The 15,628-nt window shown below is 61.4% G+C and carries 16 protein-coding genes; 9 read left to right on the plus strand and 7 right to left on the minus strand.

Annotated elements, in window-relative coordinates; translation table 11 throughout:
* The first annotated feature begins 2 nt into the window (after window positions 1-2).
* The 3 genes from aceB (at window position 3) to NG698_RS13475 (ending at window position 3,560) form a co-directional block, all read left to right on the plus strand.
* Window positions 3-1,625 carry a malate synthase A gene (gene aceB, locus NG698_RS13465; protein ID WP_252610353.1) on the plus strand — a complete coding sequence of 541 codons (1,623 nt, stop codon included), beginning with the start codon at window positions 3-5 and terminating at the stop codon, window positions 1,623-1,625.
* 64 nt (window positions 1,626-1,689) lie between these two features.
* Window positions 1,690-2,769, plus strand: coding sequence for a branched-chain amino acid aminotransferase (locus NG698_RS13470; RefSeq protein WP_252610355.1), 1,080 nt, complete (start codon window positions 1,690-1,692; stop codon window positions 2,767-2,769).
* Between the two features lie 149 nt (window positions 2,770-2,918).
* The gene (locus NG698_RS13475; protein WP_252610357.1) at window positions 2,919-3,560 is read left to right on the plus strand and encodes a YitT family protein; all 642 of its coding nucleotides are present in this window, start codon (window positions 2,919-2,921) and stop codon (window positions 3,558-3,560) included.
* 505 nt (window positions 3,561-4,065) lie between these two features.
* On the opposite strand, the gene NG698_RS13480 is transcribed toward NG698_RS13475, so the two are convergent.
* From NG698_RS13480 to NG698_RS13505, 6 genes are all read right to left on the minus strand, one after another.
* Complete coding sequence (locus NG698_RS13480; protein WP_252610359.1) at window positions 4,066-4,527, minus strand: VOC family protein; 462 nt, start codon at window positions 4,525-4,527, stop codon at window positions 4,066-4,068.
* Window positions 4,524-5,396 carry an ABC transporter ATP-binding protein gene (locus tag NG698_RS13485; protein WP_252610361.1) on the minus strand — a complete coding sequence of 291 codons (873 nt, stop codon included), beginning with the start codon at window positions 5,394-5,396 and terminating at the stop codon, window positions 4,524-4,526. The genes NG698_RS13480 and NG698_RS13485 overlap by 4 nt, the downstream gene beginning before the upstream one ends.
* Before the next feature lie 4 nt (window positions 5,397-5,400).
* On the minus strand, window positions 5,401-6,168 hold the full coding sequence (locus NG698_RS13490) for an ABC transporter permease (RefSeq protein WP_252610363.1): 768 nt from the start codon (window positions 6,166-6,168) through the stop codon (window positions 5,401-5,403).
* The gene (locus tag NG698_RS13495; RefSeq protein WP_252610365.1) at window positions 6,165-6,974 is read right to left on the minus strand and encodes an ABC transporter permease; all 810 of its coding nucleotides are present in this window, start codon (window positions 6,972-6,974) and stop codon (window positions 6,165-6,167) included. The genes NG698_RS13490 and NG698_RS13495 overlap by 4 nt, the downstream gene beginning before the upstream one ends.
* A gap of 49 nt (window positions 6,975-7,023) precedes the next feature.
* A complete protein-coding gene (locus tag NG698_RS13500) occupies window positions 7,024-8,043 on the minus strand; it encodes an ABC transporter substrate-binding protein (protein WP_252610367.1) in 1,020 nt (339 codons plus the stop codon).
* An 87-nt stretch (window positions 8,044-8,130) separates the two neighbouring features.
* Window positions 8,131-8,871 carry a FadR/GntR family transcriptional regulator gene (locus tag NG698_RS13505; RefSeq protein WP_252610369.1) on the minus strand — a complete coding sequence of 247 codons (741 nt, stop codon included), beginning with the start codon at window positions 8,869-8,871 and terminating at the stop codon, window positions 8,131-8,133.
* A gap of 195 nt (window positions 8,872-9,066) precedes the next feature.
* Between NG698_RS13505 and NG698_RS13510 the strand changes: the two genes are divergently transcribed.
* From NG698_RS13510 to NG698_RS13535, 6 genes are all read left to right on the plus strand, one after another.
* A complete protein-coding gene (locus NG698_RS13510) occupies window positions 9,067-9,912 on the plus strand; it encodes an HpcH/HpaI aldolase family protein (protein WP_252610371.1) in 846 nt (281 codons plus the stop codon).
* Between the two features lie 71 nt (window positions 9,913-9,983).
* Complete coding sequence (locus tag NG698_RS13515; protein ID WP_252610373.1) at window positions 9,984-10,526, plus strand: cupin domain-containing protein; 543 nt, start codon at window positions 9,984-9,986, stop codon at window positions 10,524-10,526.
* Between the two features lie 62 nt (window positions 10,527-10,588).
* Window positions 10,589-11,017 (plus strand): GlcG/HbpS family heme-binding protein, encoded by a 429-nt coding sequence (locus tag NG698_RS13520; protein ID WP_252610375.1) that lies wholly within the window; start codon window positions 10,589-10,591, stop codon window positions 11,015-11,017.
* Between the two features lie 103 nt (window positions 11,018-11,120).
* A complete protein-coding gene (locus NG698_RS13525; protein WP_252610377.1) occupies window positions 11,121-12,635 on the plus strand; it encodes a carboxylesterase/lipase family protein in 1,515 nt (504 codons plus the stop codon).
* Window positions 12,636-12,637: 2 nt separating this feature from the next.
* Window positions 12,638-13,519 (plus strand): alpha/beta fold hydrolase, encoded by an 882-nt coding sequence (locus tag NG698_RS13530; RefSeq protein ID WP_252610379.1) that lies wholly within the window; start codon window positions 12,638-12,640, stop codon window positions 13,517-13,519.
* A 127-nt stretch (window positions 13,520-13,646) separates the two neighbouring features.
* Complete coding sequence (locus tag NG698_RS13535) at window positions 13,647-14,714, plus strand: MBL fold metallo-hydrolase (protein WP_252610381.1); 1,068 nt, start codon at window positions 13,647-13,649, stop codon at window positions 14,712-14,714.
* 119 nt (window positions 14,715-14,833) lie between these two features.
* On the opposite strand, the gene NG698_RS13540 is transcribed toward NG698_RS13535, so the two are convergent.
* Window positions 14,834-15,541 carry a FadR/GntR family transcriptional regulator gene (locus tag NG698_RS13540; RefSeq protein WP_252610383.1) on the minus strand — a complete coding sequence of 236 codons (708 nt, stop codon included), beginning with the start codon at window positions 15,539-15,541 and terminating at the stop codon, window positions 14,834-14,836.
* Between the last annotated feature and the right edge of the window lie 87 nt (window positions 15,542-15,628).

Here is a 15,628-nt window from a genome sequence, read left to right on the forward strand (position 1 = left end):
ACATGAACAGCTTTACTGACAACTTCACGATCAACGGAATCCAACTAATAGCCCACCCGGTCCGGCGAGAGAGCGAAATCCTTACTCCCGAGGCGTTGGAATTTATCTCGACATTGCATTGGGCAACGGAAGAGCGGCGGCAGGAACTCCTCAAAGCAAGGCAGAGCAGGCGTACCGCCATTCGAGCCGGGCAGGATCCCCGGTTCCTGTCCGAGACTGCATACATTCGCAATGATCCATCGTGGCGGGTCGCTCCCCCGGCCCCGGGCCTGGAGGACCGCCGGGTGGAGATCACCGGGCCGGTGGATCAGAAAATGACCATCAACGCCCTGAACTCCGGCGCGAAGGTCTGGCTCGCTGACATGGAGGACTCCTCCACGCCCACATGGCGGAACGTGATCAAGGGCCAGCTGAACCTCACCGACGCCCTGGAACGCCGGATCGATTTCACCACCGAGGAAGGCAAGGAATACAAGCTCCGCCCGGCCGGGGAACTGCCCACCATCGTGGTCCGCCCCCGCGGCTGGCACCTGCCCGAAAAGCACATGCTCATCGACGGCGCCCCCGTGGCCGGCGGGATCGTGGACTTCGGCCTGTTCTTCTTCCACAACGCCCGCCGGCTCCTGGCCCAGGGCAAAGGCCCGTACTTCTACCTGCCCAAAATCGAGAACCACCTCGAAGCACGCCTGTGGAATGACATCTTCATCCTCGCCCAGGACCTGCTGGGCATCCCGCAGGGCACCATCCGCGCCACCGTGCTGATCGAGACCATCACCGCGGCGTTCGAAATGGAGGAAATCCTCTATGAACTGCGTGATCACGCGTCCGGCCTGAACGCCGGCCGCTGGGACTACATCTTCTCCCTGATCAAGAACTTCCGGACCCGCGGCCCCCGGTTCATCCTGCCGGACCGCGCCCAGGTAACCATGACGCAGCCATTCATGCGCGCCTACACCGAACAGCTGGTCCGTGCCTGCCACAAGCGCGGCGCCATGGCCATCGGCGGTATGGCCGCTGCCGTCCCCAACCGCAAGGACGAGGCCGCCAACACGAACGCGTTCGAGAAGGTCCGTGCAGACAAAACCCGCGAGGCCAACGACGGCTTCGACGGCTCCTGGGTGGCCCACCCGGACCTCGTGCCCGTCTGCCGCGAAGTGTTCGACGCAACCCTCGGCGAACGCCCCAACCAGCTGGACCGCACCCGCGAGGACGTCATCCCCGACGACCGCGCCCTCATCAACGTGGCCGCCACGACAGGGACCATCACCGAGCAGGGCATCCGGAACAACATCGAGGTAGGCATCCGCTACATCGAGTCCTGGCTCCGCGGAAATGGCGCAGTCGCCATCCACAACCTCATGGAAGACGCCGCCACGGCCGAAATCTCCCGGTCACAGCTGTGGCAGTGGATCTACTCCCGCGCCATCACTGATGAAGGGGAAATCATCACCCGTGACTGGGTGGAGGACCTCCTCGACGACGAATTTGAGAGCCTGGAGCGTTTTGACGGGGACCGCTTTGACGACGCCCGCGACATCTTCGAAGAAGTCACCCTCGCCCGGGACTTCCCAACCTTCCTCACCTTGCCCGCCTACACCAGGTACCTGACCGAGTCCAGTGAGTGAGGCATCGCAGTTACTGCAAGAAGTATGTAGCGGTTTGTTCCGGCCCTTGATAGGAGAGAAGAACATGAACATAGATATTCACCCGTCCCCATCGCCCGTACCCCCACACGTGCTGGCCGATTATTTGGCTGACCCGGGGTTCGGAAAGTACTTCACCGATCACATGGTGGTGATCGAGTGGACCCCGGAATCGGGGTGGCATTCGGCTCGGGTGCAGCCTTATGCCCCCTTCGTCCTTGATCCTGCCGCCGCTGTTTTACATTACGGACAGGAAATCTATGAGGGGATGAAGGCGTTCAGGCACCCGGACGGCTCTGTCTGGACGTTCCGCCCGCGGTCAAATGCCGCCCGGCTGAATGCTTCAGCCCGTCGAATGGCCATGCCGGAAATGGATGAAGAGCTCTTCGTAGCCGCCACCGATGCTTTGATTCGTGAGGATAGCGACTGGGTGCCGTCATCCTCAGGGCACCGTTCTTTATATCTTCGGCCCTTCATGTTTGCTTCGGAACCCTTTTTGGGGATGAGACCGGCCCGCCATCTGACGTTCGCGGTCATCGCAACGCCGGCGGCTCCTTACTTTCCCGGTGACCTGAGCCCGGTCAGCATCTGGGTCAGCGAACACTTCACCCGGGCCGGGGAAGGCGGGACGGGCGCAGCAAAAACCGGGGGAAATTACGCCGCCTCCTTCATCGCCCAAACCGAGGGACAACAAAACAACTGTGACCAGGTCGTTTTCCTGGACAGCGTCCAGCGTAGATGGGTTGAAGAGCTCGGTGGAATGAATCTTTTCTTTGTCCTGAATGACGGCTCCGTCGTCACCCCAGAGCTCACCGGCACCATACTCGAGGGAATCACCCGGGGATCAATCATAGAGCTGCTCAAATCCTGGTCAATCCCTGTCACGGAGCGACGCATCAGCATTGACGAATGGCGGGAGGGCGTCGCGAATGGGCGGATCCAAGAGGTTTTCGCTTGCGGCACCGCAGCCGTGGTTGCACCCGTCGGACGACTCGTCTGGTCCGGCGGAGAGCTGGATTGGGCCACACAGGCAGGAGAACTGACCCGAAAGGTCAGGGACGCTCTCACCGATATCCAGTACGGACACCGCGAGGACAGCTTTGGATGGCTTCACCACGTGAAGTGATTCAGTTCCCACCCTCTTCTCCCCCACCCCGGGAACAAAGAACCATGCCAATTCGCCAGCACTGACCGGAGGCCGCCGGGGCCGGGCAGGAGGTCCATCCCTGCCTGGGCCTGCATGGCGTCAAACATACAGAACCGGAGTGTACCGTCGTGCGCACCCATCGGGGCCAAACCCCAGAATCGCGGAGAAACCAGTCATCCTCATTGCCTCATCGGCCGTTCGAGGACGCTGGCGCACTGATCATCGGATCGCTCATCCTCTCATTCGGAGTGGTTCTTTTAGGAAAAGTCGGTGCCGTCACCGGTGGCCTGGCGGGATTGGCATTCCTTCTGACCTACTCCACTGGGTGGTCCTTCGGGATCATGTTCTTCCTGATCAACCTGCCCTTCTACGTGCTGTCGCTCTTGAGGATGGGCTGGCTCTTCACCCTGAAGACGTTCCTGGTGGTAGGCCTGATCTCCGTGCTGGCCGACTTCCACTTGACCCAGTTCGCCCTCAGCAGCATCGGGACTCTCTACGCTTGCCTACTTGCCGGTGTACTAATGGGGATCGGTTTCCTGGTCCTGTTTCGGCATCGCGCCAGCGCAGGTGGCATGGGCATTATGGCACTCTACTTACAGGAACGGTTCGGCCCCAGCGCCGGGATAGTGCAACTGGGATTCGACGCGCTGATCGTTCTGGCTTCTCTTTTTATCGGCAATTCCGATGTCATGCTGCCCTCAATCACGGGCGTAGTGGTTCTCAACCTGATACTCGCCGTTAACCACCGGCCAGGGCGCTACCAGGCCTGAGTACGCTGCTGCCCCCGGGTTCCGGCTGACGCAACGCCGCCTCCTCTATGTGGGCTGATACCGCCCCTGCTGGGTTCCTTTGGCGCCGGGAAAACATCTGCGGTGCCGACCAGGTACTCCCCCACGCAGGGAGAGGTGTACGTTATCTACTTCTGCGTCCCGGCGCTGGAGGGGGGGCACCCAGAGAGAAGGCTGGCTCGTCCGCAGCGGAAGATCTCGGTCTCAACTGCTTTGGCTTGGGTGAGCAGGCCCCGTGCAGTTCCGTTTCAGAAGTTCTGCGGCAGAGACGAAAGAGGCCGCCCACTCGGATCCGAGGTGGGCGGCCTCTCTGATGACGACGACTGGTTACAAGCTGATGACAATCGCGGGTCGAAAAACCGGATCGTCAGCAGCGTTCGTTGGCGATGTGAGCTAGCCGTTTCCGGGCTGGGGGCTTCCTGTTTCGTGTGGCAGGTTACCTCTTCTGCTCAGCGCTCGAGGAAGGGTGGCCGAGGCTCGGATTGGATTACTTCTGCTCCGCAGGCGCGAAGTTGGCATACAGACGAAGGATGATTCCATCCGGTGTGAAGAAGTCCAGGGCATTCCCGGCCTTCCTTCTGGATATTGGGGAGTGCTTCACGGCGCATGAATCGAGGTGCCTGAGCCAGGCGTTGAGTGCGTCCACATCGGCTACCTCGAAGGTAATGGGGTCATAACCCTTCTGCACGTGGAGTTGGTCGGTCGCCTGGCGGAGCTGGATGACCCCGATGAGACCGGGAATCTTGAGGATGACGGCATACTTGATGCCGCGGTCATCGTAGTGGTCCAGGTTTTCCAGGTGGGACGCGCCCAGAACCCGCCCAAACCAGCCCCGGCTGGCCTCCAGGTCATCGACATCCAGGGTCAGGTGGTGAAGGCCGGCGATGGCAGGAGGTACCGACCTGTTTCCTTCCTGGGTGTCCAGGACCGTGTCAGGGGTTGTGGTCACTTGCTTCCTCCTTTTTGACCCATCGATCGCGAGGCTTCCTGGATGAGGGTGTGGACCGTTTTCCGCAGTTCCGCGAATTCTGGCAGTGATTTGGTGTTGATCTGGTCACGGTTTGAGCCCAGCGGCACAGTCAGCTCAGCTATCACCGACGCCGGTGATCCACCGAGGACTATGATCCGGTCTGCCAGATAGATTGACTCGTCGATGTCGTGGGTGATGAGAATGACTGCTTGTCCGCTGTCTTCACGAACCCGCAGGGACAGGTCCTCCAGTTCTGCCCGGGTCTGGGCATCAACGGAGGCAAAGGGCTCATCCATCAGGAGCAGGGGGGCACCGAAGGCCAGGGCCCTGGCGATGGCTACTCTCTGTTGCATACCCCCTGAAAGCTGCCAAGGCTTTGATTCGGTGTGTTGGTCGAGGCCGACTTCACGGAGGGCTGCGGTTACCCGACGTTCCCTTTCCACCCGGGTGAGCCGCTTGCGCAGTGGTAGAGCGACGTTGTCGGTGACGCTCATCCATGGCATGAGTGAGCGGCTGTAGTCCTGGAAGACCAGTCCAACGTCAGAACTGGGGCCGGTGAGTACCCGCCCGTTGACTTTGACTTCGCCTCGGGTGGAGGGCTGCAGTCCGGCGATGCATCGCAGGATGGTTGTCTTTCCGACGCCGGATGGACCGACGATGCAGATGAATTCTCCGGGGTTAACGTCGAAGCTGACTTTGTCCAGTACGGTGCGGTGGCCGTCGCGGGTGGGGTAGTCGTGTCCGACGTCCCTGATGGTCACCAGTTTGTGGGGAGCTCCCGTTGCTGGTTCTGGGTTCGCAGACGCTCCTGCATGGGTGGACATTTCGTCACTTCCGGTTATAGTCATGGTCTTACTTTCCGGTCCGTTGTGGCGGATAGTTTCTAAGAAGTGCAGCTTCGCCTGCACGGAACGCGAGCTGGAGCAGGTATCCGATGACTCCAAGAACGATCACGCCGCTCCACATGTCGACCACGGCGTAGTCGCGCTGGGAGGCAAGGATAAAGTGTCCGATGCCTTGTCCTGCCCCTTGCATCTCACTGATGACGAGCAACGCAATGGAGATGTACAGCGAAATTCGGGCTCCGGACAGGATCTGAGGCAGCGCCGCCGGGAGCCGGATCCTGAGATATCGGCTGACGCGATCAATCCCGAAAGCGGATTCGACGTCCCGGACCGTTGGGTCTATTCCCCGAACGGCGGCGGTGGTGTTCAGAAGAACGGGCCAAACGGCGCCCAGGGTGATGACGAAAACGCGCATGTTGTCCCCGAGTCCCAGTACGAGAATCGCGATGGGAAGGATTGCGACCGCCGGAAGTGCGCGGGCGAATTCAAGTTCAGGTTCTATCGCGTCCAGGAGCCGGGGCAGACTTCCCAAGATGAGCCCGAGGGTCACCCCGATGGCTACGGCGAGGACGAACCCGGTGAGCATGTTCCTCATGCTGGGAAGCAGGTCACTGACGGCGTGCTCGAAAAGCCACAACCTGCCTACGGCGTCAAGGATGTCGCTCAGCGCGGGGAAGTACAGGGAGGTGCTGCCCACGGACAGGAACCACCAGAGGGAAATAAGGAGAACCGGCAGCCACAGCTGAAGCAGCGCTGTCCGTGCAGACCGAATCATGATTTTCCTTTCGTCCTGATGGAGGGATGCCAGCTGATCAGGAGGCGTTCGGAGGCCCGCATCGCCAGGTTGAACGCGAGTCCCATAACGGCGGCAGTCACCGCGTATGCCTGGACGTCTGCCGCCCGGCCGTCGACCTGGGCCCGCAGGAGCTCTCCCCCCACGCCAGGTGCTCCGCCCACGTATTCGGTTCCGACTGAGAGCAGGAGTGCGATGGTCAGCGAGACCCGGATGCCGACGAGGATCCCGGGCAGCGCGGCCGGAAGGAAGACCCGCAGCCACCGGACGCTGAACCTGATCTTGAAAGCCTCCACCACGTCGTGTTGGACGGAGTGGACGTCCCGCAGGGCATCAATGGACCGGACCAGAAGGGGCCAGCAGGCGCCATAGACGATGACAACGAGCTTCATCGGCATCGTTGAGCCGAACATCAGGAGGGCGACCGGCAGGAAACTGATGGGTGGAATGGAGCCGAGGAAGTCCACGGTGATCCTGGTGCTGGAGGTGGCGAGGCGACTGGATGCGATGAAGAGACCGACAGGAACAGCTATGACAGCGGCAATGGCAAGACCAATGAGCGTGCTTTGTGTTGTCAGCCCCACCGCTGTCCAGAGTTCCGCTGTTGTCAGCAACTTTCCAAGGGCCGTAGCAGTTGCCCAGGGGCCAGGGAGAGAGTTTGGTCCGACCAGCATGCTGGCCAGTTCCCAGCAGGCCAGCAGCCCGAGTGCGGCGACGGCGCGCCAAAGCCTTCTATTCGCGCTGATGCCCAGGGTGCGCGGACGCTGGAGTTGAAGCGGGACAGCCATTACCCTAGCCAGTCCTTCCACCTGGGACTACGCGTGGTCAGGGGATACATCAGGAGCCCGCCGTGGCTTTGATGCTCAGCAGCTTGCCAAGGTCCGGCTGCTTTTTGAGCACGTTGTAGCGGTTGGCCAGATCGATGTACTTGCTGAGGCCGGACGTGTCGGTGACGTTTTCTGCGAACGCGGGAAGGCGGATGGCCTTGAGGACTGCGGGGTCCATCTGAAGGAACTTTGATGCTGTTTCCTTCGCCAGCTCAGGGCTGCTGTTCGCTTCCCGGCCGGCTTTTTGGATTCCGGTAACAAAGTTGTCCATCACAGCCGGGTTTTTCTGCCCGTATGCCTGCGATGTGATCCAGTAGGTGGCCGGCAGACCTGGTCCGCCCGCTGCCTGCGGACGGGTCAGCAGGGTAATGCCCTCCTTTTCGGCAGCAGTAGCGAAAGGCTCATTGAGCAGCGCCCCCGCGACGCGGTCAGCCTTTATGGCTGCCGCCATTTGGGGAGCCTGCATTTCCACGAACTCAATCGTTGAGGAGTCGCCCCCTTCTGCGTCAATGGCAGATTTTGCTACGAGTTCCGCGGCTCCTCCCAGCTGACTGACGGCGAAGCTCTTGCCGGTGAGATCAGATGCTTTTGTGATGGCGGGGGAAGTAAAAATCGCAGTCGAATCCAGCTTGGGATCTGAGGGCTGTGTCGTGGCTACTCCGACGATGGCAATGGGGACGCCGTTGGAGGAGGCGGTGAGTGTGCCGATGCCATCACCCAAAGCGATATCCATCTGCCCGTTCAGGAGCATAGGGATGGCTGCCGCGCCTGAAGTGACGTCCATGAACTCGACCTTGAGTCCCGCATCTTCCAGATACTTCTTGTCGACCGCAAGGTGTGCGCTGATGGCGTTCGCGTTGGCCGGAACACCAACTCTGACGGTCGTTATTTCTTTCGGCCCACCAGTGCTTGCGCTGGTGGACGGACCCGGCGCAGGTGCCGCCGGGGTGCTGCCACAAGCCGCGAGAAGCGGGGAAATCAATGCCAGGGCGACGACGCCCTTGGACCAGGAACTCGATACGTGTACCACTAGGGCCTCCTTGTGCGTGAGTCACATCACTCTAAAGAGATCAGTCCCCAAGTGTCAAGGTCTCTTGGTGACTTTACGGCGAAGGGCCTAGGAGACTTTCTCCAGGTTCAGGCGCACGAGTTCCTCCCCATGCTGCATGTAAGTCAAAACAGCCGCCTGCGCAGCGTCGCCATCCCGGGCCTCAAGTGCGGCCACAATTGCTTCACGCTCTTCCACCAGGTCGCCGGCGATCATTCGCCAGCTTGACGGCGCCCGCTTCGCGACGTCCCGCACCAGCGCGATCTGGGCGTCAATGAGGAAGCCGGACAGTCCGGTGAGCAAGGGGTTGTGCGATGTTGCCACCAAGGCTTTGAGGAATGCGGCCAGGAGCTCGTCGGGGTGGTCGGTTCCGGCAGTGGCGGCGGCGTTCAGCGCATCAACGGCCCGACGGAGTGTCGATAGGTCCTCCTTCGTTGCCTTGGATGGCGCCAGTCGAACTGCCTTCAAATGCAGGGCTTCGGAGATGTCCATGATGCTCAGGATGTCGACGCTCTCCAGTTGCACAATGGCTGCCATGGCCGATGACAGCAGTTTGTCTGTTTCGGCGCTGACGTAGGTGCCCGAGCCGTGACGGACCTCAATCAGACTCATGGCGCTCAGGGCGCCCAGGGCTTCGCGGATGGTGGGTGAGCTGACGTCGTATTGCGCAGCCAGTTCCTTTTCGGAGGGCAGTTTGGAGCCTCGTTGGAGGCGACCGGAGAGAATCTGGCCCCGCAGATCCTCTGATACCTGATCAGCTACGCGGGTCCTGTCTCTCCGGTAAGGACCCTTGGTGAAGACATCGCTCATTTCAAACCTTCCTCTGCGCGGACTCTCCGCACTCCAAATGTAGTCACCTGATGACCCGGTCACCAATAGTCAAAAATTGCGAAAGCATAGAGACATCTGGTCACTTGTTATGTAGGCGTCTTGATGTTAGCGTGACTTAAGTCACGAACGGCAGGTTTTCGAAAGCCTCCCGTCGCTCTCCCGAAAGGACACGCCTTGTACGAGCGAAACCGCCTGATCACCATGATTGAAAACCAGCAGGTTCCCCTTGGAATGCAATGCTTCACGGGCAACCACGCACTCATTGAAGTCCTGGGCAACACCGGCTTCGACTTCGTGATGCTGGACAGCGAGCACTGCGGCATCAATCCACGGGCCATCGAAGACGCAGTTCGGGCCGCCGACGGAGCCGGCCTTGTGCCCATGGTCCGGATCCCTGAACTCCATGACGAAACCGCCATCCGGCGTTCACTCGAGGCCGGGGCCCAGGCCCTGATGATTCCGATGGTCAAGTCCGCTGCGGACGTTTTGACCGTTGCGGACGCCGCGTTCTTCCCGCCACTGGGCAGCCGAGGGATCTGCCCCGCAGTCCGCGCTGCCGGCTACTCTTTCAGGACCTTCCCCGAATACGCCGAATGGAACAACGCCAACGCCCTCCTCGTGCCCCTCATTGAGCACCCGGACGCCGTGGAAAACATCGATGAGATCTGCGCCCTCGAGCAGGTCAGCATCATCGTCTTCGGCCAGGGTGACCTTGCCTTCGCCATGGGCGAAGGCAACCAAATGCTCAAGAGCCCGAAGGTTCAGGAAGCCTACCGCCGCGTACTGGATTCAGCGGCCCGCCACGGAGTGGCGGTCATGGGCGGGCCTGTTCTGGAACCCACGGCCGAGGGCTGTTCCAAAGCCTTGGAGGACGGCATCAAAGTGTTCTGCCTGGGCCTGGACATCATGGCCTTCCGCAGCTTCTGCGAAGACACAGTCGAAGCAGCAAACAAAGCCGTCACCGGCACCTCGAACTACTCCCGGCCAGCCGCCCCGGACAGCGGCTTTCCCGGCCGCTAACCCAGGACATGGCCCGCCCCCTAGCCCAACTCCCTCTCGGCAACCAAGCACACCAAGGAAAAGGACAACCAATGTCACGATGGAAAAGAATCGTCGTCGGCCCCGACGCCGAAGGCCGCTCCGCCGTTCTGGACACAGAACAGACGAACGTCCAGTCAGAAGAAGGCTTCTTCTGGCGCGCCACCCTCTGGGGAACCCAGGAAACACCAGCCAATAACAGCATCGAAGGCGACCGCTCCCTCGATGTGAAAACCCGGGAACCCTTCCCCAACGGCATGATCTGCCGCGCCGTGGAAATCCCGCCGGACCACCACGACGCCGACAAGCACCGGGAAGTCTTCGCCGATCTGAACAAAAAGGTCGGCCAACGCTTCGAAGCCACCGAAGCTGAATCGGTGCGGCACCCCACCATGCACCGCACCGAAACGCTTGACAGCATCACCTGCGTGATCGGGGAGATCTACCTTGTCACCGACGTCGAGGAAGTCCTCATGACCCCCGGCGACACCGTCATCATCCGCGGCACCAACCACGCATGGAGCAACCGCAGTGACTCCCCCTGCCTGCTGGTCGGCACCATGATTGACGCGCGGCCAATCCCGGCAGGATCCTGAGGATTCTCCGTGCGGACCACGACGAATGCCCGGCACTACTCCCCCGAGGTGGAAGACGCATCATGATCCCACTGAACCAGGCCCGCCTCATCGTTGATACTGCCTTGGAGCATGCGCGGGCGAACGACTACCCGCCCATGACTATTGCGGTACTGGACGCAGCCGGGCAACTCGTGGCCTTCGCGAAGGAAGACAATTCAAGCCTCCTGCGCCCGGCCATAGCCTCCGCCAAAGCCCTGGGAGCACTGAACATGGGTGTCGGCAGCCGGTCCCTGGCCAAGAAGGCCGAGCAGCACGCAGCCTTCATCAACGCCGTCACCATCCTCGCCCAGGGCAACCTGGTGCCGGTCCCCGGAGGTGTCCTGATCAGGAACACCGGGGGAATTGTTATCGGAGCTGCCGGAGTCAGCGGCAACCTGCCCCAGCACGATGAAGAATGCGCCGTCGCAGCCATCGAAGCAGTCGGGCTGCACGCAGACCCCGGAGAGTAAACGGCCGTTGGAATCCGCAGCACCAACCGATTGTGACCGGCAGGCGCCGGACTACTGTTAAACAGGGGCTCAGGGCCCCCACCTTTGAATTGGAGATATTCAAGTGAGCACAATCCGCGTGGAACAGGGCCTTCTGGAAGGTTCAGTCAGGGACGGAGTCCACTCGTTTCTGGGCATCCCGTACGCAGCACCGCCGGTAGGCGAACGCCGCTGGTGCCCGCCGGCACCGGCTGAGCCGTGGGACGGCGTCCTGGACGCCACAGCCTTCGGCAACGCAGCCATCCAGACCGCAGACACGGGAATGGACCTCGGAGCCCCCCAAAGTGAGGACTGCCTGTACCTGAACGTTTGGACAACCCAGCCTGAGTCGGACAACAAGCAACCGGTGATGGTCTGGATCCACGGCGGCGGGTTCCTCAACGGCTCGGCGTCGCTGAAGATCTGGCCAGGAGAGCAGCTGTGCCGCGACGGGGTCACCGTCGTCTCGCTGAACTACCGCCTCGGCGCTTTCGGGTTCCTGACCGACCCTGAGGTTGGTGCCAATTTCGGTGTCCAGGATTGGGTCGCGGCACTGGAATGGGTCCGGACCAACATCAGCGCCTTCGGCGGAGACCCGGAGAACGTCACCATCTTCGGCCAGTCAGCAGGTGGAGCCGCCACCCGGGCATTGCTGTCCACACCATCGGCACGGGGCCTGTTCCACAAAGCAGTGATCCAAAGCGCCGGTTTCGAAGACTACGCCGTCGTCGACTCCCCCTCCCTTGAGCGCTCACACACGGCCACCGACCGGCTCTACGAGCGTCTGGGCAGCACCGACATCAACGAACTTCGCCAGATACCTGCTGAGAAAGTCCGGGAAGCCTCTTTGGCCCTGTCCGGCATCTTCCCGCCGGCCGGGCAGGTGCACACCCCGGCCAACCTTGTCTGGTACCCCGTGCCGGACGGTGGCGTCATCGACGATGACTTCGGCGGCTGGGAGAAGAACGTCCCGGTCATGCTCGGCTGCACCGAAGATGAAGCACGCATGTTCGTCCAGCCCACCATGCTTTACGCGCACCCTGAGGTACGGCCCGAGGACGCCTACACCCCCGAAACGCTGGCAAACATGGCCAAAGCCATGGGCGGAGACCGCTACGCCGAGATCCTCGAACACTTCGCCTCCACCGGAGCCGGAGACTATGAGGCCATCGCCGAGGTCATCACGGCAGGTGTGTGGCACGAGCCGGCACGGGCCACCCTGGAACGGTTCGCCGAGCTCGGCCGCACTTGCTACTCCTATCACTTCGCACGCGTCTCACCCGGTGCCCGCAGCACCGGGCTTCTGGCAAAACACAGCGCCGAGATTCCCTACCTGTTCGGCACGCTGAACCCCCCGGAATACTACGAGGAAATAGACACCCAAATCTCACGCGGTGTGCGCCACGCATGGGCGGAATTCGCCCGGACCGGGGTCCCTGCTTGCCTCAACGGGGCTCCGTGGCCGGCGTTCCAGCCCGAAGATCCCCAGACCGCGTGGATCGGGGACACCATCGGCCCCAGGACATTGGAGCCAACCCCCGTCGCGCGACTGATCAGCGCCTCCCGCACACCCCAGCCAGCCATCCCCTCCAGGGGCTGACGATGCAGACTTTCCGCACCGCGGACTCCCGCACTCTTTCCTACACGCTCAAGGGTGCGGGACCCCTGGTGGTCCTGCTGCCCGGCGGTCCGGGACTGGACCCGGAAATCTACTTCGGTGGCCTTGACCTGCCCGGATACCAGCTCCTGATCTTCAACCCCCGGGGGACCGGCGCCTCCGATCCTCCCGCGGCACCAGATGGCTACCGCCTCGCCGGGTACGTCGAAGACGTGGAGGCCCTGCACCGGCACCTCGGCCAGAAACGGCTCTGCATCTACGGCAGCAGCCACGGGGCAACGACAGCGCTGGCGTACGCGACCGCCTACCCGGGGAACGTGAACTCCCTGATCCTGGCCAGCGGACCGGCGAGAATGGATGAAACCTTCATCCGGGAGCTGGAGAAGATCCACCAAGCGTTCGAACTCTCAGTCCCGGACGGCACCAGCCGATTGAATGGGTCAAGGCAGGCGGGCCCGAGGATGCGCAGTGCCAGCACCGATCAGGACCGGCGGACCGCGATGCGGACCATGATGGACACCTACATCGCACGCCCGTCCCCTGAAGACAGGGCCTTCCTTGACCGCCTGGCCACGGCGCCCCTGAACTTCGCCGCCCCCGCCACCATGGCCGCGGAAATGAGCGCAGGGCTGGATCTCCTTTCCGAGGCACCCAAAGTCACTGCCCGGACCCTTGTTCTTGGCGGGGACCTGGATGTACGGGTGCCTCCGCAGCACCTCGAACAGATCGTGGAGGCCATACCCGGGGCCCGGCTCCACCGCTTCCCGGAAAGCGGGCACCTGCTCCACATCGAAGCACCCCAGGAATGGGCGGAGGTCGTCACCGGATTCCTCAACGAAGGTGACTTCAGTACTTCGAACCACTGAAGCGCCACAACCAGTAGCAATATCGGTCGCAGGGCACACCAGGTAGGCAAAAGGCAGCACAGGTAGGCATGGTTACCTGTGCTGCCCCTTGCCTTTCGAGGACCCATGACCCCGAGAGGACCAAGGGATGAACACTCAATACGATTGGGACGGGATCCAGCGCGGACAGCACATCGTCCTAGAAGACCCCCGCGGAAACCGCCAGACAGCCGTCATTGACGACTACACCGAAGACGGCGAGATTCTCTGGGTCCGAGGCACACAGAACGATCGGCGCCTACTATGCCGCGAGGACGGATACAAACTGATCGCAGCAACCTGGGATGAGCAGTCCATAGAGAAGCTGATGCAAACGAGAGACTGCACCAACGACACCAACAACGGGGGCACGGGTGAAATGCGGTGTGCACCTTTCGCCAGCAGAGTTGGCGCCGTTCTGGTAGTAGCCCTGTTGATCGTTTTGTCAGGCTGCAGCCAACTACCTGATACTCGACCCTCTGCGCAGACAGACGCAGTCGAGCGCGGACGGGACAGAACCGCTCGTGGCCAAATACAGATCCAACAATTCACCAACTCTGAGGGTTTCTCCTCGTGGCTATATGTCGTTAGTGTCGAGGACAAAACCATTGTCATCGACCCTGGGTTCTACAGCGACGCAGTCTCCGAATACCTCGAGCGCGTCGGCGGAGCGGACGCGGTACTGCTGACTCACGGTCACTGGGATCACCTCGCTGGACTTGACGCTCTGAAAGCTGAATATCCCGATGCGCAGGTATTCCTCCCTGCACCTGACGCCGAATTTCCCACGAACCCCGACCTAAACCAGTCGAAAACGGCCGGCTTCGAACTCAATATTCAAAGCCCGATTATTCCCCTCGACGAGGGTACGCATGAGATCGCAGGTTATTCGATAGTTGTGACGCATACGCCGGGACACACAGTGGGATCAAGCCTTTACTACTTCACCGATTACAATGCACTCTTTACCGGAGACACAATTCTCGCTGACAGCGTAGGCCCAACCTTTCGACCCACGGGCAGCGAAAAAGATATGCAATCAAGCATAGACATGTTCTTGGCGATGTCTTTTGACGCAGATTTGTTGGTGTTTCCCGGGCACGGGCAAACGACGACCTACAGGCGGCTAATTGAAACGAACCAAGAACTCCAGGCACGCTCAAGGGCCGTCGACTGACTTGCGCCCAGAAGATACAACGTACAAAGAAGCCCCGGCCCTCCCCAACGACGGCCAAATTGTTGCAACGCCTGAATGGGCTGAATCCGGTTTGAATACCGGATCAGGCTCTGGAATGTCTAGGTGGTGAGCAGCCCTGCGTGTTTTTCGGTAGCTTTCTTCACGCGCGGGACGTCGCCGGCGATGATGGCGGCGACCAGTTCCTCGTGAATCTCGAACCGGACCTGCAGCCCCGAAGTCTCTGACTTGGGGTCCTCGTCGTGGGTGGCGGTGACGGCCTGGTCGCGCACGAATCGTGTCATCGAAAGGTACAGCGCTGACGCCGTCTGGTTTGGTGAGATGAGGGCAATGCGCTCGTGCAGATCCCAGTTGGCTAGCAGGAACCCGGTCCGGCTCCGGATGGCTGCTGTCTTCAGTCGCCCAAGAAGCTTTCTTATGTCGGCGACGTCGGCGGGCGTGCGGTGCTCCGCGGCGTCCACGTCGATCAGGACCTCCAGCGCCTCGCGGACGGCCACTGCCTCAACGACCGAAGCAGGGGCGTCGCTGACGGCCAGCAGGGTGTGACGGATGCGCACCACAGGTCCGGACGCGGTGGCGTAGAGCCCGCCGCCGCGTCCGGGGCGGATCTCAGCGAGCCCGCGATCCGTCAGGAGCCGGATGGTCTCACCCACTGTCGAGCGGGCAAAGCCCGTTCGAGCCTTGAGCGTGTCAATCGTGCCGATCAGCTCTCCTGGCTTGAACTCACGGTCGAAAATTTGCTGCTCTATATCGCTGGCCAGGATCTGAGCGCGCGTCTGGGCCACTAAAGAGGTTTTATTGTAAGACATTAGTACTTTCTTGCGACGGGGTCAGGACGCCGGGACTGCCTTCAATCAGGACGGACAGTGTGTGACGGCTCACGGTCAGTCCCCTTC

This window comes from Pseudarthrobacter raffinosi, from assembly GCF_023913735.1.
Lineage (GTDB): Bacteria > Actinomycetota > Actinomycetes > Actinomycetales > Micrococcaceae > Arthrobacter > Arthrobacter raffinosi.